Source organism: Streptomyces sp. NPDC020192, from assembly GCF_044388685.1.
In the GTDB taxonomy this organism is placed as follows: domain Bacteria; phylum Actinomycetota; class Actinomycetes; order Streptomycetales; family Streptomycetaceae; genus Streptomyces.
On record NZ_JBIRXG010000001.1, the window covers coordinates 88,418 to 110,264 of the forward strand.

Genomic DNA, 21,847 nt, shown 5'->3' on the forward strand with positions numbered 1-21,847 from the left:
CGGCGGTGGGCAGGGCTGGGCTTGCGGTGGCCGGTCCGGTCAGCCCCGGGACGGAACCGGCACCGAAGGGCGGCCGACGCGCCCGCCTCCGTGACCGGCTCCCACCGCGATCGAACCGTCGGCCGTTGCCGTGCCGGGACGGTCGTGCTCGGCCAGCACAGCGCGCAACTCCTCGACGGCCCGCACCCGTTCGATGTGGTCCAGGCCCTCCAGCAGGGCCTCGATACGGGCCTGCCAGGCGGCCTCCTCACGGATGCGCACCCGCTCCGCATCATCCGCGGATCGCAGTGCACCGGCGGTCTGGTCCAGGCGTGTGCGTTCCGCCCGCTCGCGCTGTGCGTCACCTCGGGCGAACCAGCGGGCCACCGCCTCCCCCAGCCCGGTCCACGCGTCCGTCCCCGCGGCCCGCACCACGGCGGCTCCGCCCGCGGCGGCCAGCGCCGTCCACGCCTGCTCCAGCATCCCCGTCCGCCCTCCCGGGTCCCCCTGATCTCCCCTGCACAGTAAGGCCCGTTCATCCCCCTGCGCAGGGTTACGGAGGAAACGCACCGCGTCGGCCGGAGCGCCGGGCGTTGTCGTACCCGCGTGCCATGCTGCCGCCCATGACCACACCCCAGACACCCCACACCCTCCCCGACGGACGTCCCATCCCCGCGATGACCGGTCCCGAACGCCCCATGCTGGAAAGCTGGCTGGACTTCCACCGGGCCACGCTGGAACTGAAGTGCCGGGGGCTGGACGACGCACAGGTGCGGCTGGCCTCGGCCGAGCCGTCGGCGCTGACCCTGCTCGGGCTCGTCCAGCACCTCGCGGAGGTCGAACGGAACTGGTTCCAGCGGGTGCTGGGCGGGCTGGACGTGCCGCCCGTGTTCGAGGAGGAGACGGGGTACGCCCTCGACCCGGAGCGTGGCCTGGCGGAGGCCCTGGCCGTGTGGCGGGCGGAGGTCGCGCGCGGCCGGGAGCTGCTCGCCGAGCGCGACCTGGAGGACACCGGGCGGATCGTCGACGAGCCGCTGGCCGGTGTTGAGGTGAGTGTGCGCTGGGTGCTGATCCATCTCGTCGAGGAGTACGCCCGGCACAACGGTCACGCCGATATTCTGCGCGAGCGTATCGACGGCACCACCGGCGCGTGATAATTCAAAACAATAACTTCACCATTTCCGCCACATTCACCGACGATAGCTTCCCGTATTCTTCTGCCCGCTTTTCGCGGCACTAAACGGGGGAGTTTTCCATCAGATTTCCGGGCTGTGACACACTCCACAGCCCGGTATATTTGTACCGATTTGTACCCGTACATTCCGGACATACCGCAACCCGCAGCGTCCATAGCGATCACCCCGCCCGTGCATTTCTGAATTCACCTCGCTAAATTCATTCCGCATGACTGCCGCACCCGCAGACCTGATCGTCGACCAGCCGACGGTGACCGACGGAGCCGCGCTCTGGCGTCTCGCCAAGGAGTCGAAAACCCTCGACCTGAACTCCTCGTACAGCTATCTGCTGTGGTGCCGGGACTTCGCCGGCACCTCGGCGGTGGCGCGCGGTGCGGACGGGGAGCCGGTCGGTTTCGTCACCGGCTACGTGCGGCCCGACCGCCCGCACACACTGCTCGTCTGGCAGGTGGCCGTCGACTGCGGCCACCGGGGCCTCGGCATCGCCGCCGCGCTGCTGGACGGGCTGGCCGGGCGCCTGGTCGCCGAGCGCGGCATCACCGACGTCGAGACCACCATCACCCCCGGCAACACGGCCTCCGAGCGGCTGTTCACCTCGTTCGCCGCCCGGCACGGAGCGCACCTCGAACGTGCGGTGCTGTTTCCCGCCGAACTGTTCCCGGACGGCGCGCACGACCCCGAAGTCCTCTACCGCATCGGCCCGTTGACCCCCTTCACCTCGCACTGAGGAGCGATTCACCGTGACCATCACCCAGCCCGACCTCAGCGTCTTCGAGACACTCGAGTCCGAGGTGCGCAGCTACTGCCGCGGCTGGCCCACGGTCTTCGACCGCGCGCAGGGCAGCCGGATGTACGACGAGGACGGTCATGTGTACCTCGACTTCTTCGCCGGGGCCGGCTCACTCAACTACGGCCACAACAACCCCGTACTCAAACGGGCGTTGATCGACTATCTGGACCGCGACGGAGTCACCCACGGCCTGGACATGTCGACCACGGCCAAACGGTCGTTCCTGCAGACCTTCCAGGACCTGGTGCTGCGCCCGCGCGACCTGCCGTACAAGGTCATGTTCCCGGGGCCGACCGGCACCAACGCCGTGGAGTCGGCGCTGAAGCTGGCCCGGAAGGTCAAGGGCCGGGAGGCGATCGTGTCGTTCACGAACGCCTTCCACGGGATGTCCCTGGGCTCCCTCGCCGTCACCGGCAACGCCTTCAAGCGGGCCGGCGCCGGCATCCCGCTGGTGCACGGCACGCCGATGCCGTTCGACAACTACTTCGACGGCACGGTCCCGGACTTCCTGTGGTTCGAGCGGCTGCTGCAGGACCAGGGCTCCGGGCTCAACAAGCCCGCCGCGGTGATCGTGGAGACCGTGCAGGGCGAGGGCGGCATCAACGTGGCCCGGCCCGAATGGCTGCGCGCGCTCAAGGAATTGTGCGAGCGGCAGGACATGCTGCTGATCGTCGACGACATCCAGATGGGGTGCGGGCGGACCGGTGCCTTCTTCTCCTTCGAGGAGTCGGGGATCGTGCCCGACATCGTCACCGTGTCCAAGTCGATCAGCGGCTACGGGCTGCCGATGTCGCTGTGCCTGTTCAGGCCCGAGCTGGACCTGTGGGAGCCCGGCGAGCACAACGGCACCTTCCGCGGCAACAACCCCGCGTTCGTGACCGCCACCGCCGCGCTGGAGACGTACTGGGCCGACGGCTCGGCGATGGAGAAGCAGACCCGCGCCCGGGGCGAGCAGGTCGAGCAGGCGCTGATCTCCATCACCGAGGAGAACCTCGCCGACATCAGGGAGTACCGCGGGCGCGGCCTGGTGTGGGGCCTGGAGTTCCACGACAAGGCGCGGGCCGCGCGGATCGCCAGGCGGGCCTTCGAACTCGGGCTGCTCATCGAGACGTCCGGCCCGGAGGGCGAGGTCGTCAAGCTGCTGCCGGCCCTCACCATCACCCCGGACGAGCTGGACGAGGGCCTGCGGATCCTCGCCCGCGCCGTCCGCGAAACCGTCTGACCGGCAGACCTAGGAGGAAGAGCGACACCGTGATCGTCCGATCGTTCAAGGACATCGAAGGCACCGACCGGCACGTCAAGGCGAAGTCCGGCACCTGGGAGAGCAAGCGGATCGTCCTCGCCAAGGAGCGGGTCGGCTTCTCCCTGCACGAGACCATCCTGTACGCCGGGACCGAGACGTCGATGTGGTACGCCAACCACGTCGAGGCCGTCGTCTGCACCCGGGGCGAGGCCGAACTGACCGACCACGAGACCGGGACGTCGTACACGATCACGCCCGGCACCATGTACCTCCTCGACGGCCATGAGCGGCACACACTGCGGGTGAAGGAGGACTTCCACTGCATCTGCGTGTTCAACCCGCCGGTGACCGGACGGGAGGACCACGACGAGAACGGCGTCTATCCGCTGCTCACCGAGCCCGAGGAGGTGTGAGATCTCATGACCACGCTCACCGATCTGTACCCCAGCCGTGGCGCCGCCGAGGTGACCGTCCCCCGCCAGGACCCAGTCGTCTGGGGCTCCCCGGACACGCCCGGCCCGATCCCGACCGCCGACCTCCAGTCGTACGAGCGTGACGGCTTCCTCGCGATCGACCAGCTGATCAGCCCCGACGAGGTCGAGGTGTACCGGCAGGAGCTGGACCGGCTGGTCACCGACCCGGCGATCCGCACCGACGAGCGCTCCATCGTGGAGTCGACGTCGCAGGAGATCCGCTCGGTCTTCGAAGTCCACCGGATCAGCAAGGTGTTCGCGAACCTGGTGCGGGATCCGCGCGTGGTCGGCCGGGCCCGGCAGATCCTCGGCTCTGACGTGTACGTCCACCAGTCCCGGATCAACGTCAAGCCGGGCTTCGGGGCGAGCGGGTTCTACTGGCACTCGGACTTCGAGACCTGGCACGCCGAGGACGGCCTGCCGAACATGCGCACGGTGTCCGTCTCGATCGCGCTGACCGAGAACTACGACACCAACGGCGGGCTCATGATCATGCCCGGCTCGCACCGGACGTTCCTGGGCTGCGCCGGCGCCACGCCCGAGGACAACTACAAGAAGTCCCTCCAGATGCAGGACGCGGGCACGCCGTCCGACGAGGCGCTGACCAAGATGGCCGGCGAGTACGGCATCAGGCTCTTCACAGGCAGGGCCGGCTCGGCGACCTGGTTCGACTGCAACTGCATGCACGGAAGCGGGGACAATATCACCCCGTTCCCGCGCAGCAATGTCTTCATCGTGTTCAACAGCGTGGAGAACGCGGCGGTGGAGCCGTTCGCGGCGCCGGTACGACGGCCCGAGTTCATCGGCGCCCGGGACTTCACCCCGGTGAAGTAGCCGTACGCGAACCCCGGGCCGGGGCCTCCTGTGTGGGACGGGAGGACCCGGCCCGGTCATGTCGTCAGCCGGCGAGTACGTCCAGCAGCCGGTCCACGTCCGCGGGCGTGTTGTAGAGGTGGAAGGAGGCACGCAGGTTGCCGGCGCGGTTGGAGACCTCGATACCGGCGCGGCTCAACTCGCCCTGCCTCTCGCCCAGTCCGGGGACGGAGACGATCGCCGAGCCCGGAGCGGGCAGCGCCTCGTGGCCGAGGACGGCGAGGCCGGTGCGGAACCGGTCGGCCAGGGCCAGGTCATGGGCCTGTACGGCGGTCACGCCCAACTCCTCGATCAGGGCGAGGGAGTGGCGCACACCGGTGTAGGTGAACAGGCCGGGGCTGACGTCGAACCGCCGTGCCGAGTGGGCGAGTTCGGCCACCGGGCCGTAGCAGCTGTCCCACGGCTTCTCGGCGGCGACCCAGCCCGCGAGCAGCGGGGTCAATTCCCCGAAGTCCTCCGGTACGACGAGGAACGCGGCGCCGTGCGGGCCGAGCAGCCACTTGAAGGTGGTGGAGACGGTGAAGTCGTAGGCGTCGGCGTCCATGGGGAGCCAGCCGGCCGCCTGGGAGAAGTCGACGTAGGTACGGGCGCCGTGGGTACGCGCGGCCTCGCGCAGGGCGGGCAGGTCGGCGATCCGCCCGTCGGCGGACTGGGCCGCGCTCACCGCGACGAGCGCGGTGCCGGGCCGCACGGACTCGGCGAGCCGCTCCAGCGGTACGGCACGGACCTTGAGGTCGCCCCGCGTGTAGAAGGGGTTGATCACGGAGGTGAAGTCGTCCTCGGCGGTGAGGACTTCGGCGCCGGCGGGCAGCGAGGCGGCGACCAGGCCGGTCTGGGAGGCGACGGAGGCGCCCGCCGCCACCCGGGTCACCGGCACTCCGGCGAGCCGGGCGAACGCGGCGCGGGCGATCTCGACGTCCTCGAACAGGGGGTCCAGGGCACGGCCCTCGGCCCGGATCGCGACGGCCTCGTGCAGGGCGGTGACGGTACGGGCGGGCAGCAGGCCGCTGCTCGCGGTGTTCAGATAGGTGTTCTTCGGGTGGAACTCGGCGCGGACGAGGCTCTCGAAGGTCTCCATGGGTCCACTCTGCGGCCCGGGGAACCCGCCGTCCATTGCGAATGTTTACGTGGATTCGCTTAGGAAGCCTTATACATCCGCGCCGACCTGCGGCTTCAGCCCTGCTGCGGCACCGCGCACCCGTCCGGGCCACACGCCGCCGCGTCCTCTTGATCCCCCTGCTCGACCAGCTTCAGCGGGGACCGCTCGCCCCAGGCCTGGCTGAGCGCCTGGGTGAAGACCTCGGCGGGCTGGGCGCCGGAGACGCCGTACGTGCGGTCGAGCACGAAGAACGGCACACCGTTCGCGCCGAGCTGCGCGGCCTCGCGCTCGTCGGCGCGGACGTCGTCGGCGTAGCGGGAGGGGTCGGCGAGCACGGCCCGCACGGCCTCCGCGTCCAGCCCGGCCTCGACGGCCAGTTCGACGATCCGCTCGTCGCCCTCGGTGAAGACGGACCGCTCCTCGGCGAAGTTCGCCCGGTACAGGATCTGGATCAGCTCGTCCTGCCTGCCCTGCTCCTTGGCGAAGTGCAGGAGGCGGTGCATGTCGAAGGTGTTGCCGTGGTCGCGGCCCCGGGTGCGGTAGTCCAGGCCCTCGGCGGCGGCCTGGGCACCCAGGTTGTCCTCACCGGCCTCGGCCTGTGCCTCACTCATGCCGTACTTCTTGGTGAGCATGCTGATCACCGGCTGCACGTCACCCTTGGCCCGGCCGGGGTCCAGCTCGAAGGACCGGTGCACCACCTCGACCTCGTCGCGGTGCGGGAAGGCAGCGAGCGCCTTGTCGAAACGGGCCTTTCCGACATAGCACCAGGGACAGGCGATATCCGTCCAGATCTCGACACGCATGCTCTCGGCTCTTCTCCAGCTCGTACGCAGGCGGAGACCCTCTCCACCCGGTACGTGAACGTTCAAACAGCCCGGTTCATTCCCCGGGCACGAAGAAGCGCAGGAACAGGTGATGGTCACCCTCGGCGGGCGGGTTCTCCGGGTCCGGGATCCAGCCCTGGCGGGCGTAGAAGGCCTGGGCACGCCGGTTGTCCACGTGCACGTCGAGAACGGCCGCCCGCTTGCCGTCGGCCCGCCATTGCTCCACACAGGCCGCGTGCAGGGACGTACCGATCCCTGAGCGCCAGTGGTCAGGGTCGACGTGGAACTGGAAGAGCTTGACCGTGTCGGCCGGGCCGTTGTCCGGGGCCCGGAAGGAGGCCATGCCGGTGATCACGCCCCCTTCCACCACGCACAGCACCTGCCCGTCGGGCCGCTCGACGGCGCCGCGCCAGGCGGCGACCCAGTCGATGCCGTCGTCCGGGAGGCCGTCGGGGTAGTACGTCGAGCGGGCCCGCTGGTGCAGCGCGGCAATGGTCTCGGCCTCGGCGGGCAGGGCGGTGCGGATCACGCGGCTGCCCTTCACGCGGTCACTGATCATGCCAACGAGGACGTGACCGCTCCCGCGCCGGTTCCATGGCGGCTGAACTGGGCCCGGTACGCGCTCGGGGTCAGGCCGGTGCGGCGGGTCAGGTGGGTGCGGAGGGAGTCGGCGGTGCCGAGGCCGCAGGCGGTGGCGACCTGGTCCATGGGGAGGGTGGTGGTCTCCAGGAGTTCCTTGGCCCGTTCGATGCGCTGGTGGAGGAGCCATTGCAAGGGGCTGACGCCGCTCTCCGCGTGGAAGCGGCGGGTGAGGGTGCGCACCGAGACACCCGCGTGCCGGGCCAGGTCGGTGAGGGTGAGCGGCTTGTCCAGGTTGCGCATGGCCCAGCCGCGGGTGTCGGCGCAGACGGTGCCGCGCTCGGGCGGCAGCGGGGTCTGGATGAACTGGGTCTGGCCGCCGGGGCGGACCGGGGCGACCAGGGCGAGCCGCGCGACGGTGTTGGCGACGGCGGCGCCGTAGTCGGTGCGGATGACGTGCAGGCACAGGTCGATGCCGGCGGCGTAGCCGGAGGAGGTGAGGAACTGGCCGTCCTGGGCGTAGAGGACGTCGCCCTGGACCTCGATGTCGGGGTGCCGGCGGCGCAGCTCGTCGGCGTGCGCCCAGTAGGTGGTGGCCTTGCGGCCCTTGAGCAGCCCGGCCTGGGCGAGCGAGAAGGCGCCGGTGCAGAGGGAGGCGATGCGCACGCCCGCGTCGGCGGCCTCGCGCAGTGCGTCCAGCACGCGCGGATGGGGCGAGAAGGGCTCGCCGGTACCCGCCACGATCACGGTGTCCGCCGCCCGCATCACCTCCAGGCCGTGCGGAACGTGCAGGCCGAGCGTGCCGGTGGTGGGCACGGAGCCGGGGTCGGGCGCGCAGATCACCACCTCGTAGCCGGGCCGGCCGTCGATCTCGACCTTGTTGAAGAGCAGTTCGGGGATGGCGAGGTTGAACATCGACACGGGCGGGGACGCGACGACCGCGACACGCAGCATGGCCAGAACCTCCGGGTGCATGGCATTCAGGCCACTACTGTAGGCCGGACGAGATCAGCAGCATGGAGTCATGCCAACCAAGCAGACCCGCTCCGAACCCCAACTCGCCTCCATAGCAGGCGAGTTGCCACAGAAGACCCCGGCTCCCGCCCTCGCCCTGACCGCCGCCGTCCTGGGCTTCGCGCTGATCACCCTCGACGCGTCCGTGGTCACCGTGGCCCTCCCCTCGATCGGCTCCGCGCTCGGCGGCGGCATGTCCGGGCTCCAGTGGGTGGTGGACGCCTACACGCTGGCCTTCGCCTCCCTGATGCTCTCCACCGGCGCCTTCGCGGACCGGGCCGGGGCGAGCCGGGCGTACGCCCTCGGCATCGGCGTCTTCACCCTCGCCTCGGCGGCCTGCGGTCTGGCACCGACGCTTCCCGTTCTGATCGGCGCACGCGTGGTGCAGGGTGTGGCGGCCGCCGTCGTCCTGCCCGCGTCGCTGTCCCTGGTGCGGCAGGCGTACCCCGACCCGGCGCGGCGCGCCAGGGCGGTGGCGCTGTGGGGGGCCGGCGGCTCGGTCGCGTTGGCGCTGGGCCCGGTGGCGGGCGGCGCGCTGACCATCGCCTGGGACTGGCGGGGCATCTTCTTCATCAACCTGCCCCTGGGCGTGGCCGCCCTGCTCCTGCTGCTGCGCGCACCGCGCTCCGAGCGCAGGCCCGCACCCCTGGACCTGCCCGGCCAGCTGACGGCCGTGATCACCCTGACCGCCGTCACCGTCGCGGTCATCGAGGGCGGTACGACGGGCATCGCGGCCGGTGTCGTGGCGGTGGTGGCAGCCGCCCTGTTCCTCCGGATCGAGTCACGCCGGCCGCACCCGGTCGTGCCGCTCGGTCTGTTCCGGGACCGGGCGGTGCGGGTGGCCGTGGCGGCGGGGGCGGCGTGCAGCGTGGCCTTCTACGGCGTGGTGTTCCTCTTCTCGCTCTTCTTCCAGCGGGTGCAGGGCCGTTCGGCGCTGTACGCCGGGTTGCTGTTCCTGCCGATGTCCGGGCTGATCGGGGTGACCAACGTGCTGTCCGGCAAGCTGGCCGGCCGCTACGGCCCGCGCCTGCCGATGCTGATCGGTCAGGCGCTGGCCGTGGCCGGACTGCTGGGTCTGCTGGCGGTCGGCCCGGGCACGCCCTCCGTCGTGGTGGCCGTCCTGCTGATCCCGATGGCCCTCGGCTGCGCGCTGACCGTCCCGCCGCTGACCGCCGTGATGATGGACGCCGTACCGGCCGAGCGGGCGGGGCTGGCGGCCGGGGTGCTCAACGCGGCGCGGCAGGTGGCCGGCGGACTCGGGATCGCGGTGTTCGGCGCGCTGGTGAACGGCGGCTCCGCCACCGGGATGCGGGCGAGTCTGGTGCTGGGCGCGGCCCTGTTCGTGCCGACCCTGCTGCTCAGCTTCCGTCTCGGAGGTCGTCCGGCCAGCCGGGCTTGAAGGCGAGGTGGTCGTACGTCACCACACACCCCTCCCCCATCGGCGACTGACTCATGAAGCCGACCAGCGCGTCACCGGTCTCCTTCTCGTCGCCCAGGGTGAACAGCCGGACGAAGGTCCATCTCTCGCCGTCCCGGGAGGCGTGGAAGGCGAAGGCCCGCCCGGTCCGGCTGACCCGCAGCCACACCGAACTCCCGTCCACCGTGAAGGAGTTGGCGTCGTCGGAGTGTCCCCGGGTGACCACCGTGCAGACGGTGGGCACGGCCGGGGAGTACTCCAGGCACAGCTTGGCCCAGGCCCGCTCGCCGACGTGCACGTACAGCACGCCGGCGTCGAAGGCCGCCCGGAACCCCACGGTCACCCGGGCGATCAACTGGAAGTCCCCCTCGGGCGCCCCCAGCAGCCGCGGCGCGTCGGAGGCCGGATCGAGGGCCTCACCGGTCGGCGTGACAAACCGGTCCTGCCGGGGCCCGGCCCATCCGGACAGTACGCCGTCCTCGTAGGACCAGTGCCCTTCGGGGCCGTACGTACGGAGGGGGAAAGGGAGTTCGGGGAGTTCCAAGTCCATCGTCCGATTCTGGCAGGGGCCTTTGAAACCGACCTAGGCCTTGGTCGTCACCGCTCCAGAACCCCGTTGAACCGCCGAGGCAGCCCCAGCGGATTCTCGTCCCGGAGTTCCGCCGGCAGCAGAGCGGTGGGCGCGTTCTGGTACGCGACCGGCCGCAGCCACCGCTCGATGGCCGTACCGCCCACGGAGGTCGACGTGGAGGTCGTCGCCGGGTACGGCCCGCCGTGATGCTGGGCGGGAGCCACCGCGACGCCCGTGGGCCACGCGTTCACGACCACACGGCCGGCCAGCGGAGTCAGCTCGGCGAGAAGCTCCGGTCCCCGGCCCTCCCCGGCGGCCTCCTCGGCGGACACCTGAACGGTCGCGGTGAGGTTGCCCGGCAGCCGGGACAGGACCGTGGCCGCCTCCTCCTCGGAGGAGTAGCGGGCCACGACGGTGACCGGCCCGAAGCACTCCTCGAGCAGCAGGTCGTACGCCCCCTCCTCGGTCAGCTTCTCCGCCGGCACCGTGAGGACCCCCGCGCTGACCGTGTGCTCGCCGCCCGCGCCCGGTGTGACGGGCGAGTCGACGTCCGCCAGGCGGGCCCGCTCCTGGACCCCGGCGACGAAGTTGTCGCGCATGCGGTGGTCGAGCAGGACCCCCGCCTCGGTGTCGCTGACGGCGGCGGCGAGGGACTTCACCACCTGGTCGCCGCCCGCGCCGGACGGCACGAGCACCAGGCCGGGCTTCACACAGAACTGGCCGACGCCGAGCGTCATGGACCCGGCGAGCCCGGAGCCGATCGCCTCCGCCCGCTCGGCGGCGGCCGCCTCGGTCACCAGGACCGGGTTCAGCGAGCCGAGTTCGCCGTGGAACGGGATCGGCACCGGACGCGCGGCGGCCGCGTCGAACAGCGCGCGCCCGCCCCGGATCGACCCGGTGAAGCCCGCGGCGGTGACCCGCGGGTGCCTGATCAGCTCGACGCCCGCCTCGAAGCCGTGCACGAGGCCGACGACGGCCTCGGGGATGCCGTGCTCGGCGGCGGCCCGGCGCAGCACCTTGGCGACCAGCTCGGACAGGGCCGGGTGGTCGGGGTGGGCCTTGACGACGACCGGGCAGCCCGCGGCGAGCGCGCTCGCGGTGTCACCGCCGGCGACGGAGAAGGCGAAGGGGAAGTTGGACGCGGAGTAGACGGCGACGACACCGAGCGGGACCTTGTAACGGCGCAGGTCCGGGACGGGCGGGGTCGCGGTGTCGTCGGGGTGGTTGATGATGACGTCGAGGAAGGCGCCCTCGTCGACGATGTCGGCGAAGGCCCGCAGCTGGTAGCAGGTGCGGGCGAGTTCGCCGGTCAGCCGGACCGGGCCGAGGGCGGTCTCGGCGTCGGCGGTCTCGACGAGCCCGTCCTTCGCGGCCTCCAACTGCTCGGCGGCGGTGCGCAGGAAGGCCGAGCGGACGGCGCGGTCGGCCAGGGAGCCGCGCGCCGCGTGCGCGGCGCGGACCACGGCGTCGACCTCCTGGGCTGTGGCCTCCACCGCAACCTGTTCACGCTGCTTCCCGGTACGGGGGTCGACACTCCAGACTGGTGCTGCTGCCACCGCGGGTCCCTCCACGTATATCTGGTCCATTCACCAGGGTCGTTCGATATACTGAACGCCGTCTCTGATGATGAATATGCTGTTGGAGACTATTTCCCGTCGAACGAAGGGGTCAAGGGCGATGTCGGCAGGCGAGACAGGGGGCGGGGCGCAGGTCAAGTCCGCGGTACGGACCGTTGAGCTGCTCGAGTACTTCGCCGGCCGGCCCGGTATGCACTCCCTCGCGGCCGTGCAGGAGGCCGTGGGGTACCCCAAGTCCAGCCTGTACATGCTGCTGCGCACGCTCGTGGAGCTGGGCTGGGTGGAGACGGACGCGACGGGCACGCGGTACGGCATCGGGGTGCGGGCGCTGCTGGTCGGCACGTCGTACATCGACGGCGACGAGGTGGTGGCGGCGGCCCGCCCGACGCTGGACCGGCTGTCGGACGACACCACGGAGACGATCCACCTGGCGCGGCTCGACGGTACGAACGTGGTCTATCTGGCCACTCGCCAGTCCCAGCACTATCTGCGCCCCTTCACCCGGGTCGGGCGCCGGCTGCCCGCGCACTCCACCTCCCTCGGCAAGGCGATCCTCGCCACCTACACCGACGAGCAGGTCCGCAAGCTGCTCCCGGAGACCCTCCCGGCCCTCACCGAGCACACGATCACCGACCGCGAGAAGCTCATCGATGAGCTGCGCCAGGTGCGGGAGCAGGGCTTCGCGGTCGACCGCGAGGAGAACACGCTGGGCCTGCGCTGCTTCGGCGTGGCGATCCCGTACCGCACCCCGGCCCGGGACGCGATCAGCTGCTCGGTGCCGGTGGCCCGGCTCACCCCCGCCCACGAGCAGATGATCAAGGACGCCCTGTTCGACGCCCGCGACCGGCTGACGCTGGCGACGCGCAGGCTCTGAGCGCGGGCGGTCGTGAGCCCGGGCGCCGTACCGTCGTAGGCTCGAGCCCATGGAGATCGCGCTGCGTGTCGTTCAGGACAGTGATCTGCCGCTGTTCTTCCGGCAGATGACGGACCCGGAGGCGCTCCGCATGGCCGCGTTCGGCCCGCCGGATCCGGCCGACCGGGATGCCTTCGACGCCCAGTGGAAACGCATCCGCGCCTCCCGTGACGTGCCGCGCACGGTGCTCGCCGACGGGCGGGTGGTGGGCAGCGCCGCGGTCTACGGGGAGCCGGGCGAGCGCGAGGTGACGTACTGGATCGACCGCGTGTACTGGGGGCGCGGTGTCGCCACGGCGGCCCTGCGGGCCCTGCTCGCCGAGGTGCCCGAACGCCCGCTGTACGCGCGGGCGGCGGCCGACAACGCCGCCTCGCTGCGGGTGCTGGACAAGTGCGGCTTCCGCGAGACGGCCCGCGCCCGCGGGTATGCGAACGGACGGGGCCGGGAGATCGAGGAGGTCGTCCTCGTCCTGGACGCCTGAGCCCCTCCCCCGCACGGCGGAGACGGATCGTCGGGCCGCAGGAGGTGAACACCCCCGGCCGCGCGGGAGCGTGGAGCCATGACGATCTCAACGGCCCCTGCCGCTGTCGGTGTCTCCGTCCGGCGCCGCTCGCTCCGCCTCGTGGCCACCGCCGCCTGCCTGCCCTATCTGTCCCTCAAGCTCGCCTGGATCGCCGGGAGTCACCTCGGCATCCCGGACGGCAGCCCGCTGCTGAAGCACCGGCTGACCATGATCGCCGCCAACGGCCTCACCGTCCTGATGGACGCGGCCGTCGTGGTGCTGGCACTGCTGCTCACCCGACCGTGGGGGCGGCGGGTGCCGGCCTGGCTGCTGACGGTGCCGATGTGGCTCGCCGTGGGTCTCCTCGCCCCCATCATGGTGGGCTTCCCGCTGCAACTCGTCCTGCACGGCGGCGGAGGCGGCCACAGCGACGACAAACCCTTCCTGGCCGACTGGGTCTTCGGGGTGGTGTACAGCGGGTTCATCGTGCAGGGGCTGGCGCTGGGCGCGCTGTTCACCGGGTACGCCCGCGAGCGCTGGGGGCACCTGTGGCGGGGGCGGGTGCGGGAGCTGCCGGTCGCGGGCCCGGCGGGGGCGCAGCGGCTGACGGCCGTGACGGCGGCGCTGCTCGCGCTGTTCCCGGGCGTGGTACGGCTGCTGCGGGCCTGTGGTGCGGCGAGCCCGGACGGCAGCGGCGACCGGTCCCTGCAGTGCGTGTACCTCCTCTTCCTCGTCGCGGCCGTCACCGGTGCCTGGCAGCTCGCCTTCCGTCGCGGCCGTGCGCTGCCGGTGGCGGTGCCACTGGCGCTGGCCTGGACCGGCTCCGGGGCCGTGGCCTGCTGGGGTGGCTGGATGTCGCTGGCCACGCTGGTGTCGGGTGGACGGCCGACGACGCTGACCGGCCTCACCTACGCTGGGCAGATGATCACCGGCGTGCTCGTGGCGACCCTCATCGCCCGCTTCCTCGCGGAGCGGTCCCGCAAAGCCCCGCAGTGACAGAGATGTTGAGGCCGCTCTTCGGCGGGCGGGCGCGGCGCCGGTGGATCCATCTGATCCTGGGCGGCGCGCTCGCCATGCCGTACGTCCTGCTCGGCTCGCTGGTCGTCGGTCCGCTCACCGGCGTGGACGACGTCTTCGGCTCACTGCCCCTGCAACTCGGCTCGTTCGCGGTCGGGTTGCCGATCGCCGCCGTCACCTCGCTGTTCCCGCTGACCCGGCCGCTGGAGTCGGCCGCGGTGCGGTCCCTGTGCGGGATCGACGCGGAGGCTCTCGCCCACGGCCCGGCCCGCACCCGTGCCGAACGGGTGTGCACGGCGGCCTGGTTCACGCTGCATCTCGGCCTCGGCGGGATCATCGCGGGGATGTCGCTGGCCGTGCCGCCGTTCGCGGTGGTGCTGATCGTCCTGCCCCTGTTCGCCGGGCTGCGTCACTCCCCGCTCGCCCTGCCCGAAGTCCTCGACCACGGCTGGGCGTTGGCGCTGTCCCCGGTCGCGGGCCTGGCCACGCTGCTCGCGCTCGCCGCGTGCGCCGCCGGCTGCGGGGCCCTGCTGGCCCGCTGGGCGCCCGCGCTGCTGGGGCCCACGCCTCAGGACCGGCTGGCGGCTGCCGAGGCCCGCGCCGCCGACCTCGCCGTGCGCAACCGGCTCGCCCGCGAGCTGCACGACTCCGTCGGCCATGCGCTGAGCGCCGTCACCCTCCAGGCGAGTGCGGCCCGCCGGCTCCTCGACACCGACCCCGAGTTCGTCCGCGAGGCGCTCGCCGCGATCGAGGAGACCACCCGGCGCACGGTCGGTGAACTCGACGCCGTGCTGGGCGTGTTGCGGGACGGGGACGCGCCGGGCACCGCGCCCGCGCCGACCCTCGCGACCGACCTGGCCGGGCTGCTGCGCCGGACCCGGGCCGCCGGGCAGCCCGTGACGGCCGCCGTCGACACCGACCCCGCCGCACTGCCGCCGCTGGTCTCCCGAGAGGCGTACCGGATCGTGCAGGAGGGCCTGAGCAACGCCCTGAAACACGCCGGCGCGCCGGTCGCCGTCCGCATCGGCACCGCCGCAGGGCACCTGGAGATCACCGTCGAGAACCCCCTGGGCGCGGCCCCGGCTCCCCGCCCCGGCGGCGGTCACGGTCTGCGGGGCATCGCCGACCGGGTGCGACTGCTGGGCGGCACGGCGCAGGCGGGCCCGGCGGAGGACATCTGGCGTCTGCACGTACGACTGCCCCTGGAAGGACCGGTATGACCCAGCCTTCGATCCGGATCGTCCTCGCCGACGACGAGCGCATGGTCCGCACCGCCCTGCGCGCCATCCTCTCCGCCGAGCCGGGCCTGGAGGTGGCCGGCGAGGCGACGACCGGCGCCGAGGCCGTGTCGGCGGTCCGGGAACTGCGGCCCGACGTCGTGCTCATGGACGTCCGCATGCCGGAGGTCGACGGCATCCGGGCCACCGAGCAGATCGTCGCCACCATGGCGGAGCCGCCGCGGATCGTGGTCGTGACCACCTTCGAGAACGACTCCTATGTGTACGACGCCCTGCGCGCCGGTGCCGCCGGCTTTCTGCTGAAGCGGTCCGACGCCGACACCCTGGTGCAGGCGGTACGGCTGGTCGCGCGCACCGACAGCCTGCTGTTCCCGTCGGCCGTACGGGCCCTCGCGGCGGGGCACGCACGCCGGGCGCCCGCTCCCCCGGCGTGGGTGAGCAGGCTCACGGGGCGCGAGAGCGAGGTGCTGCGGCACATGGCCGCGGGCCTCACCAACGCCGAGACAGCCCGGCGCATGGACGTCGGCCCCGCCACCGTGAAGTCGCACGTGGCGGCGGTGCTGGCCAAGACGGGCACCCGGGACCGCACCCAGGCGGTGATCGCCGCGTACGAGGCCGGTTTCCTGAACGCGCAGTGAGGCGGTTCCTGAACGCGCGATGAGAAAACGGGGCGTACGGGAACGATCGGCCCCGTCCCGATCGTCTTCGGAGCGGGATGAACAAGACGATCAGGCGGGCGTCCGTCTTCGCGCTGCTGCTCGTGCTCGCTCTGCTGGTCAGGGCGACCTGGGTGCAGTTCTACGACGGCCAGGCCCTCGCGGACGACAACGACAACCGGCGAGGCGCGATCGAGACGTACTCGCGGCCGCTCGGGAACATCATCGTGGCCGGAAACGCGATCACCGGATCCACTCGGACCAAGGGGAGCGACCTCGCGTACAAGCGGACGTACACGAACGGCGAGCTCTACGCGGCGGTGACGGGCTACGCCTCGCAGGCCTATGCCCCCACCCAGCTGGAGGGCGTCTACAAGGACCTGCTCAACGGCACGGACACCAAGCTGAAGACCGTCCTGGACACGCTCACCGGCGAGCGCGCCGACCCGGGCAACGTGCTCACGACGATCGACCCGGCGGTGCAGAAGGCCGCCTACCAGGCCCTCGGTGGCAAGAAGGGCGCGGCCGTCGCGATCGACCCGAAGACCGGAAAGATCCTCGCCGTGGTGTCGACGCCGTCGTACGACCCCTCGTCGCTCACCGACGTCAACACGGCCGGTGCGGCCTGGAAGCGGCTGGGCGCCGACAAGGACAAGCCGCTGACCAACCGCGCGCTGCGTCAGCCGCTGCCGCCGGGGTCGACGTTCAAGCTGGTCGTGGCGGCGGCCGCGCTGGAGGACGGGCTCTACAAGAACGTGGCCGAGCCGACCGACAGCCCCGACCCGTACACCCTGCCGGGCACGGTGCGTCCGCTGACGAACGAGAACCGGTCGGCGCCCTGCAAGAACGCCTCGATCCGCACCGCCCTGCGGTACTCCTGCAACAACGTCTTCGGCAAGATGGCCGTCGACCTCGGTCAGGACAAGGTGAAGGCGATGGCCGACAAGTTCGGTTTCAACGACGACGCGCAGGACGTGCCGGTGCGGGCCTACGCCAGTGTGTACCCGTCGGGCATGGACAAGGCGCAGACCGCGCTGTCCGGCATCGGCCAGTTCGACGTCACCGCGACCCCGCTCCAGATGGCCATGGTGTCCGCGGCTATAGCCAACGGCGGCAAGCTGGTCTCGCCGCACATGGTGTCGCAGATCACCGACAGCGGTGGCGATGTGCTGAAGGACTACGACTCCGACGCCGGTGGCAAGCAGATCCTCAGCTCCTCCACCGCCGAGCAGCTCCAGTCGGCGATGGAGACGGTCGTCAAGGACGGCACCGGCACGAACGCCCTGATCGACGGCGCCACCGTCGGCGGCAAGACCGGCACCGCCCAGCACGGCGAGAACAACAGCAAGACTCCGTACGCCTGGTTCACGTCGTTCGGAAAGTCCGACAGCACCGGCAAGGAGGTGGCCGTGGCGGTGATGGTCGAGCAGTCGGACGCGGCGCGGTCGGAGGTCAGCGGTAACGGGCTGGCGGCACCGGTGGCCAAGGCGATGATGCAGGCGGCGCTGAAGAGCTGAGGCGCTACTTCACCCCGAGCAGCTGCTCCACCGGATCGATGGCGAAGTACACCAGGAACAGCGCCGACACGCCCCACAACAGCCAGTTGACCTCCTTGGCCTTGCCCAGGACGGTCTTGATGAGGACGTAGGACAGGAAGCCCGCCCCGATCCCGTCGGTGATGGAGTAGGTGAACGGCATCGCGGCGATGGTGAGGAACGCCGGGACGGCGATCTCGTACCGGTCCCAGTCGATGTGCTTGACGTGGGTCATCATCAGGAAGCCCACCGCGATCAGCGCGGGCGCCGCCGCCTGGAGCGGGACGATGGTGAGCAGCGGGGTGAGGAAGAGGGCGAGGCCGAACAGGCCGCCGGTGACGAGGTTGGCGAGGCCGGTGCGGGCACCCTCGCCGACGCCGGCCGCCGACTCGATGTAGGCGGTGTTGGAGGAGGCGGAGCCGAGACCGCCGGCGACGGCGGCGGCGCCGTCGATGAACAGCACCCGGCCGATGCCGGGCACCTGCCCCTTCTCGTCCAGCAGCCCGGCCTCGGCGCTGATGCCGACGATCGTGCCCATGGCGTCGAAGAAGTCCGACAGGATCAGGGTGAAGACGAGCAGGACGGCGGTGAGCACGCCGGCCTTGCCGAAGCCGCCGAACAGACTGAAGTGACCGATCAGTCCGAAGTCCGGGGCGGCGACGATCTTGTCCGGGAGCTTGGGCGTGGTCAGGCCCCAGCTCTTGATGTCGGCGACGGCGTTGATGATGATCGCGACGACGGTCATCGTCACGATGCTGATGAGGATCGCGCCCTTCACCTTCCGGGCGATCAGTCCGATGGTGAGCAGCACGCCGAGACAGAAGACGAGCACGGGCCAGCCGGTGAGCCGTCCGACGGCGCCGAGCTGCACGGGCACGGTGGTGTTCGCGGCGTCCGGGATACGGCTGACGAACCCGGCGTCGACGAAGCCGATGAAGGCGATGAACAGGCCGATGCCGACGCCGATGGCCTGCTTCAGCTGCTGCGGGATCGCGTTCATGATCGCTTCCCGGAGTCCCGTGAGGACCAGGAGGCAGATGATCAGGCCCTCGAGGACGACGAGGCCCATCGCGTCGGACCAGCTCATCAGCGGGGCGAGCTGGAAGGCGACGACGGCGTTCAGGCCGAGGCCGGCGGCGATGGCGAGCGGGAGGTTGCCGCCGACGCCCATGATGATCGTCATCACACAGGCCACCAGCGCGGTGGCGGTGACGAGTTGGCCGGTGTCGAGGGTGTGCTGGTACTTGTCCTTGGCACTGCCCAGGATGATCGGATTCAGGACAAGGATGTAGGCCATGGTGAAGAACGTGGCGAAACCGCCGCGTATCTCCCGGCCGAACGTGGAACCACGTGCGGAGATGCTGAAGAAACGGTCGACGCCGTTCCGTGGTGCGGACATGGTCCAACTCCTCGTTGCCTGATGGGCGGTGTGCGGATGCTGGCTGGATTGTTCCCTCGTTCAACCTGATTCAGGTTTTCTCCGTGTTACGGAATGCGGTTCGGTGGACCATACGGTGTCCGACCCCCCGTACGACGTACACAGAACGATCACTGCTACGCTCCGGATCTCCGTCCGGGTCTCCTCCGGACCCCCGCATGTCATTCGCATGACACTCACAGCAGACACGTGCAGTCGCCGCACCGAGAAGAGGTCACCCGTGGGCACAGTCGTCGACGACGCCGCCTCCGTGGAGTTCCATGCCTTCTTCGAACGTCACTACGCCGAACTCTCCCGACTGGCCTATCTGTTGACCGGTGAGTCGGACGCCGCCGACGACCTGGCGGCGGACGCGCTGCTGGCACTGTGGCACCGCTGGGACCGGGTGCGCGCCGCCGACCATCCGGTGGCGTACGCGCGGGGCGTGGTCGCCAACCTGGCCCGCACCCGGATCCGCAGCGCGGTGCGCGAACGGCGCCGGATCGCGCTGTTCTGGTCGCACCGCGAGGAGAAGACCGAGAACCCGGACGTGGCCGGTGTGGTGGACGTCCAGGAGGCGCTGCGCAGACTGCCGTTCCGCAAACGGGCGTGTGTGGTGCTGCGGCACGCGTTCGACCTCTCGGAGAAGGACACCGCGCTCGCGCTCGGGGTGTCGGTAGGTACGGTTAAGAGCCAGACGTCCAAGGGCATGGCCGAGCTGCAAAGATTGCTCGGCTCCCAGGGCGATCCGCGGCGGATGCACGCGGCGATGGCGGCCCGGGGCGGCGAGAGCGGAGGAAGGAACCGATGAGGCAGCAGGACGTGCACGACGAGCTGCGCGCCCGGCTGCACGAGGCGGCCGGGGCCCACGAACCCGACCGCGCGCGCATCCTGGCCCGCGTGGAACGCGGCATGGCCGCGCCTTCCCGTTCCTCCGGCTCCTCCCGTTCCGGCCACCGGGCCACGCGCCCGCTGGTCCTCGGCTGGGCCCGGGTGGTCGGCGCCACGGCGGCGGTGGCCGGAGTGCTCGCCGTCGGCGGGTACGCGGTGGCGTCCGCGGTGAAGGACAAGCCTCCCGCGCAACAGACGGTGGCGGTGTCCCCGACCCCGTCGCCGTCCGCGACCTCGCGCCCACCGGCACCGTCCGGCTCCAGCGACCCGGCACCCAGCGCGGGCGTCACGCACTCGACGCACGCACCGAGTTCCTCACCGTCCCGCACGCCGGAATCCTCCGTACAGCCGCCCGTGGCCCACGGCGAGCAGGACGGTCCCCTGTGGTCGGACGGCTCGGTCGACCCGCACAGCAACGACTTCTGGGCGCAGAGCAACCTGACCCTGAAGAACTCGAAGCAACTGACCTCCCTCACCGTCGAGTTGAAGGTCGCCCAGACCGGCGGAGTGTCCTCGACGGGCGCCTGGCGCTCCCTGCCGGAGACGGACTTCACACAGACCGTGGAAGAGCGGGACGGCTTCCTCGTCTACACCTGGACCCTCAAGGACGGCCGTACGGTCCCGGCGGGCCAGTGGGTGTTCGCGGGGCAGTACAACCACGATCGCGGCGGCCGGGACGCGAAGAACGACAGCTACACCATCACGGGCACCGCAGACGGCAAGCCGTACGCGGTGAAGGGCGGCTTCGCGCCACACAGTTGAACCGCGACTCAGTTCATGGTCGCTCCAATGGTGCCGGACCCTGTCGTCAGAAACGTCGTGGCCGGCAAGGAACCGTCCGCGCCACGCGCCCCGTACACGGAACTCGCGTCCGTCGACCTGAAAGCGGGCGTGCTCACCCCGCTGTCCCAGTTGTTGCCGGCCGACACGGTGTGTGAACCCAGCTTGGCCGGGCCGCCCTTGTCGCCCACGGCCAGGTTGCGGGCCAGCCGGGCCTTCCCCGTCTCGAAGAAGAACCCGGCCGCCGAATTGCCGAAGGCTGTGTCGCGGTTGAGGACGATCGCGCCGGTGTTGGAGTTCTCGGTGAAGCCGTTGAGGGTGTTGTCCCAGGCCGCGTCGTCGCCCACGAAGTGGGCGGTCGAGGCTCCGCCGCCGCCCAGCTTGAAGCCGTTGCCGTTGCCCTGGAAGGCGGAGTCGTTCCAGCGGTTCCTGCCGTTGCCGAAGGACCAGGAGTGCTCGATGGTGACCGGCGAGGAGAACTGCCACAGGTCGAGGCCGTCGTCGGAATTGTTGTACAGGCGCGCTCCGGTGACCTTGTTGCCGGTGCCGGAGCCGAACTTGATGGCGATGCCGTCGGCGTTCTGGCCGTGCGTCGCGGCGTCGTAGTTGCCGTAACTGTCCAGGTTCTGGACGAGGTTGTCGACGGTGTCGTCGCCGCGCAGGGTGAAGCCGGAGTCGCCGTTGTTCGCGGTGACGAGGTTCCTGAAGATGCCGCCGGTCGACGAGGTGGCGACGAAGCCCTGGGCCGGGGACTTCTGGAAGGTGAGGTTCTCCACGGTCCAGTAGCTGCCGTAGATCCCCGCCAGCCAGGAGCCGGCGGGCAGCTTGGAGCCGTCGATCCGCACCTTCTCGGTGCCGTAGGCCCTGAGCGTGATGCGGTGCGAACTCGTGCCGCTGGCGGTCGACTTGAGGGTGGCCGTGGGGTAGTACGTGCCGCCGTGGACCTGGATGACGGTGCCGGCGCCGGCGTTCTTGACGGCCGACTCCAGCTGGGCGGTGGTGGAGACGGTGACCGTGGCCGTGGCGGCCTGGGCTCCGCCGTCGGTCAGGCCGAGGTAGACGCCGCCGGCGCCCGCGGCGACCGCCACCGCGGCGGCGATCGAGAGGGTGCGTGTCCTGCGGTGGCGTCCGGTGCTCTGCCGCACGGGTGGTTCCTTTCCTCGGGGATGGGGCGGGGGTGTGACGGGTTCCAGTCGTCGCCGTGGCCGGAACAGGTTGCCGGGCCCGCGCGAAAACAACCGAAACTTTCGGCCGCCCGCATCA

At 70.9% G+C, this 21,847-nt stretch carries 23 protein-coding genes; 14 read left to right on the forward strand and 9 right to left on the reverse strand.

The genetic code is table 11. The annotated features are described in order from the left end of the window. Window positions 1-39: 39 nt before the first annotated feature. Window positions 40-462 carry a hypothetical protein gene (locus ACH47Z_RS00430; RefSeq protein WP_399068908.1) on the reverse strand — a complete coding sequence of 141 codons (423 nt, stop codon included), beginning with the start codon at window positions 460-462 and terminating at the stop codon, window positions 40-42. 140 nt (window positions 463-602) lie between these two features. On the opposite strand from ACH47Z_RS00430, the gene ACH47Z_RS00435 reads away from it, so the two are divergent. The 5 genes from ACH47Z_RS00435 to thpD all read left to right on the forward strand — a co-directional run bounded on the left by ACH47Z_RS00435 (window position 603) and on the right by thpD (window position 4,515). Continuing rightward, on the forward strand, window positions 603-1,133 hold the full coding sequence (locus ACH47Z_RS00435; protein ID WP_399068910.1) for a DinB family protein: 531 nt from the start codon (window positions 603-605) through the stop codon (window positions 1,131-1,133). Between the two features lie 250 nt (window positions 1,134-1,383). After that, window positions 1,384-1,902, forward strand: a complete 519-nt coding sequence (gene ectA / locus ACH47Z_RS00440; RefSeq protein ID WP_399068912.1) for a diaminobutyrate acetyltransferase — start codon at window positions 1,384-1,386, stop codon at window positions 1,900-1,902. 13 nt (window positions 1,903-1,915) lie between these two features. Beyond that, window positions 1,916-3,187 carry a diaminobutyrate--2-oxoglutarate transaminase gene (gene ectB, locus ACH47Z_RS00445; protein WP_399068914.1) on the forward strand — a complete coding sequence of 424 codons (1,272 nt, stop codon included), beginning with the start codon at window positions 1,916-1,918 and terminating at the stop codon, window positions 3,185-3,187. A 29-nt stretch (window positions 3,188-3,216) separates the two neighbouring features. Continuing rightward, window positions 3,217-3,621, forward strand: a complete 405-nt coding sequence (locus tag ACH47Z_RS00450; RefSeq protein WP_399068916.1) for an ectoine synthase — start codon at window positions 3,217-3,219, stop codon at window positions 3,619-3,621. A gap of 6 nt (window positions 3,622-3,627) precedes the next feature. Further along, window positions 3,628-4,515 (forward strand): ectoine hydroxylase, encoded by an 888-nt coding sequence (thpD, locus tag ACH47Z_RS00455; RefSeq protein ID WP_399068917.1) that lies wholly within the window; start codon window positions 3,628-3,630, stop codon window positions 4,513-4,515. 64 nt (window positions 4,516-4,579) lie between these two features. Here thpD and ACH47Z_RS00460 read toward each other — a convergent pair whose 3' ends face one another. The 4 genes from ACH47Z_RS00460 to ACH47Z_RS00475 all read right to left on the reverse strand — a co-directional run bounded on the left by ACH47Z_RS00460 (window position 4,580) and on the right by ACH47Z_RS00475 (window position 8,031). After that, window positions 4,580-5,632, reverse strand: a complete 1,053-nt coding sequence (locus tag ACH47Z_RS00460) for an aminotransferase class V-fold PLP-dependent enzyme (RefSeq protein ID WP_399068919.1) — start codon at window positions 5,630-5,632, stop codon at window positions 4,580-4,582. A gap of 95 nt (window positions 5,633-5,727) precedes the next feature. After that, window positions 5,728-6,456: a DsbA family oxidoreductase gene (locus ACH47Z_RS00465; RefSeq protein WP_399068921.1), complete on the reverse strand. Its 729-nt coding sequence runs from the start codon at window positions 6,454-6,456 to the stop codon at window positions 5,728-5,730. 76 nt (window positions 6,457-6,532) lie between these two features. Continuing rightward, window positions 6,533-7,036 carry a GNAT family N-acetyltransferase gene (locus ACH47Z_RS00470; RefSeq protein WP_399068924.1) on the reverse strand — a complete coding sequence of 168 codons (504 nt, stop codon included), beginning with the start codon at window positions 7,034-7,036 and terminating at the stop codon, window positions 6,533-6,535. Next, complete coding sequence (locus ACH47Z_RS00475) at window positions 7,033-8,031, reverse strand: GlxA family transcriptional regulator (protein WP_399068926.1); 999 nt, start codon at window positions 8,029-8,031, stop codon at window positions 7,033-7,035. Before ACH47Z_RS00475 ends, ACH47Z_RS00470 begins: the two co-directional genes overlap by 4 nt. A 49-nt stretch (window positions 8,032-8,080) precedes the next feature. Between ACH47Z_RS00475 and ACH47Z_RS00480 the strand changes: the two genes are divergently transcribed. Continuing rightward, window positions 8,081-9,469: an MFS transporter gene (locus ACH47Z_RS00480; RefSeq protein ID WP_399068928.1), complete on the forward strand. Its 1,389-nt coding sequence runs from the start codon at window positions 8,081-8,083 to the stop codon at window positions 9,467-9,469. Here the strand turns inward: ACH47Z_RS00480 and ACH47Z_RS00485 are convergent. After that, the gene (locus ACH47Z_RS00485) at window positions 9,429-10,037 is read right to left on the reverse strand and encodes a DUF1349 domain-containing protein (RefSeq protein WP_399068929.1); all 609 of its coding nucleotides are present in this window, start codon (window positions 10,035-10,037) and stop codon (window positions 9,429-9,431) included. The genes ACH47Z_RS00480 and ACH47Z_RS00485 overlap by 41 nt on opposite strands. Window positions 10,038-10,084: 47 nt before the next feature. Further along, window positions 10,085-11,614 carry an aldehyde dehydrogenase (NADP(+)) gene (locus ACH47Z_RS00490; protein ID WP_399068931.1) on the reverse strand — a complete coding sequence of 510 codons (1,530 nt, stop codon included), beginning with the start codon at window positions 11,612-11,614 and terminating at the stop codon, window positions 10,085-10,087. A 121-nt stretch (window positions 11,615-11,735) separates the two neighbouring features. On the opposite strand from ACH47Z_RS00490, the gene ACH47Z_RS00495 reads away from it, so the two are divergent. The 6 genes from ACH47Z_RS00495 to ACH47Z_RS00520 all read left to right on the forward strand — a co-directional run bounded on the left by ACH47Z_RS00495 (window position 11,736) and on the right by ACH47Z_RS00520 (window position 17,478). Continuing rightward, window positions 11,736-12,509: an IclR family transcriptional regulator gene (locus tag ACH47Z_RS00495; protein WP_399068933.1), complete on the forward strand. Its 774-nt coding sequence runs from the start codon at window positions 11,736-11,738 to the stop codon at window positions 12,507-12,509. A gap of 49 nt (window positions 12,510-12,558) precedes the next feature. Further along, window positions 12,559-13,029 (forward strand): GNAT family N-acetyltransferase, encoded by a 471-nt coding sequence (locus ACH47Z_RS00500; protein WP_399068935.1) that lies wholly within the window; start codon window positions 12,559-12,561, stop codon window positions 13,027-13,029. Between the two features lie 78 nt (window positions 13,030-13,107). Beyond that, window positions 13,108-14,046 carry a hypothetical protein gene (locus tag ACH47Z_RS00505; protein ID WP_399068937.1) on the forward strand — a complete coding sequence of 313 codons (939 nt, stop codon included), beginning with the start codon at window positions 13,108-13,110 and terminating at the stop codon, window positions 14,044-14,046. 5 nt (window positions 14,047-14,051) lie between these two features. After that, a complete protein-coding gene (locus tag ACH47Z_RS00510) occupies window positions 14,052-15,287 on the forward strand; it encodes a sensor histidine kinase (protein WP_399068939.1) in 1,236 nt (411 codons plus the stop codon). Further along, window positions 15,284-15,943 (forward strand): response regulator, encoded by a 660-nt coding sequence (locus ACH47Z_RS00515; RefSeq protein ID WP_399068943.1) that lies wholly within the window; start codon window positions 15,284-15,286, stop codon window positions 15,941-15,943. The genes ACH47Z_RS00510 and ACH47Z_RS00515 overlap by 4 nt, the downstream gene beginning before the upstream one ends. A 77-nt stretch (window positions 15,944-16,020) precedes the next feature. Then, window positions 16,021-17,478 carry a peptidoglycan D,D-transpeptidase FtsI family protein gene (locus tag ACH47Z_RS00520; protein WP_399068946.1) on the forward strand — a complete coding sequence of 486 codons (1,458 nt, stop codon included), beginning with the start codon at window positions 16,021-16,023 and terminating at the stop codon, window positions 17,476-17,478. 4 nt (window positions 17,479-17,482) lie between these two features. Here the strand turns inward: ACH47Z_RS00520 and ACH47Z_RS00525 are convergent, their stop codons facing one another. Further along, the gene (locus tag ACH47Z_RS00525; RefSeq protein ID WP_399068949.1) at window positions 17,483-18,895 is read right to left on the reverse strand and encodes an NCS2 family permease; all 1,413 of its coding nucleotides are present in this window, start codon (window positions 18,893-18,895) and stop codon (window positions 17,483-17,485) included. Between the two features lie 259 nt (window positions 18,896-19,154). Between ACH47Z_RS00525 and ACH47Z_RS00530 the strand changes: the two genes are divergently transcribed. After that, on the forward strand, window positions 19,155-19,724 hold the full coding sequence (locus tag ACH47Z_RS00530) for a SigE family RNA polymerase sigma factor (protein ID WP_399068951.1): 570 nt from the start codon (window positions 19,155-19,157) through the stop codon (window positions 19,722-19,724). Continuing rightward, the gene (locus ACH47Z_RS00535) at window positions 19,721-20,566 is read left to right on the forward strand and encodes a hypothetical protein (RefSeq protein ID WP_399068953.1); all 846 of its coding nucleotides are present in this window, start codon (window positions 19,721-19,723) and stop codon (window positions 20,564-20,566) included. Before ACH47Z_RS00530 ends, ACH47Z_RS00535 begins: the two co-directional genes overlap by 4 nt. An 8-nt stretch (window positions 20,567-20,574) precedes the next feature. On the opposite strand, the gene ACH47Z_RS00540 is transcribed toward ACH47Z_RS00535, so the two are convergent. Further along, the gene (locus ACH47Z_RS00540; protein WP_399068955.1) at window positions 20,575-21,729 is read right to left on the reverse strand and encodes a right-handed parallel beta-helix repeat-containing protein; all 1,155 of its coding nucleotides are present in this window, start codon (window positions 21,727-21,729) and stop codon (window positions 20,575-20,577) included. Between the last annotated feature and the right edge of the window lie 118 nt (window positions 21,730-21,847).

Coding starts and splice junctions, on each gene's coding strand:
- ACH47Z_RS00430 (WP_399068908.1), bottom strand. CDS start 462: ATGCTGGAGCAGGCGTGGACGGCGCTGGCCGCCGCGGGCGGAGCCGCC.
- ACH47Z_RS00435 (WP_399068910.1), top strand. CDS start 603: ATGACCACACCCCAGACACCCCACACCCTCCCCGACGGACGTCCCATC.
- ectA (WP_399068912.1), top strand. CDS start 1,384: ATGACTGCCGCACCCGCAGACCTGATCGTCGACCAGCCGACGGTGACC.
- thpD (WP_399068917.1), top strand. CDS start 3,628: ATGACCACGCTCACCGATCTGTACCCCAGCCGTGGCGCCGCCGAGGTG.
- ACH47Z_RS00460 (WP_399068919.1), bottom strand. CDS start 5,632: ATGGAGACCTTCGAGAGCCTCGTCCGCGCCGAGTTCCACCCGAAGAAC.
- ACH47Z_RS00465 (WP_399068921.1), bottom strand. CDS start 6,456: ATGCGTGTCGAGATCTGGACGGATATCGCCTGTCCCTGGTGCTATGTC.
- ACH47Z_RS00470 (WP_399068924.1), bottom strand. CDS start 7,036: ATGATCAGTGACCGCGTGAAGGGCAGCCGCGTGATCCGCACCGCCCTG.
- ACH47Z_RS00475 (WP_399068926.1), bottom strand. CDS start 8,031: ATGCACCCGGAGGTTCTGGCCATGCTGCGTGTCGCGGTCGTCGCGTCC.
- ACH47Z_RS00480 (WP_399068928.1), top strand. CDS start 8,081: ATGCCAACCAAGCAGACCCGCTCCGAACCCCAACTCGCCTCCATAGCA.
- ACH47Z_RS00485 (WP_399068929.1), bottom strand. CDS start 10,037: ATGGACTTGGAACTCCCCGAACTCCCTTTCCCCCTCCGTACGTACGGC.
- ACH47Z_RS00495 (WP_399068933.1), top strand. CDS start 11,736: ATGTCGGCAGGCGAGACAGGGGGCGGGGCGCAGGTCAAGTCCGCGGTA.
- ACH47Z_RS00500 (WP_399068935.1), top strand. CDS start 12,559: ATGGAGATCGCGCTGCGTGTCGTTCAGGACAGTGATCTGCCGCTGTTC.
- ACH47Z_RS00505 (WP_399068937.1), top strand. CDS start 13,108: ATGACGATCTCAACGGCCCCTGCCGCTGTCGGTGTCTCCGTCCGGCGC.
- ACH47Z_RS00510 (WP_399068939.1), top strand. CDS start 14,052: ATGTTGAGGCCGCTCTTCGGCGGGCGGGCGCGGCGCCGGTGGATCCAT.
- ACH47Z_RS00515 (WP_399068943.1), top strand. CDS start 15,284: ATGACCCAGCCTTCGATCCGGATCGTCCTCGCCGACGACGAGCGCATG.
- ACH47Z_RS00520 (WP_399068946.1), top strand. CDS start 16,021: ATGAACAAGACGATCAGGCGGGCGTCCGTCTTCGCGCTGCTGCTCGTG.
- ACH47Z_RS00525 (WP_399068949.1), bottom strand. CDS start 18,895: ATGTCCGCACCACGGAACGGCGTCGACCGTTTCTTCAGCATCTCCGCA.
- ACH47Z_RS00535 (WP_399068953.1), top strand. CDS start 19,721: ATGAGGCAGCAGGACGTGCACGACGAGCTGCGCGCCCGGCTGCACGAG.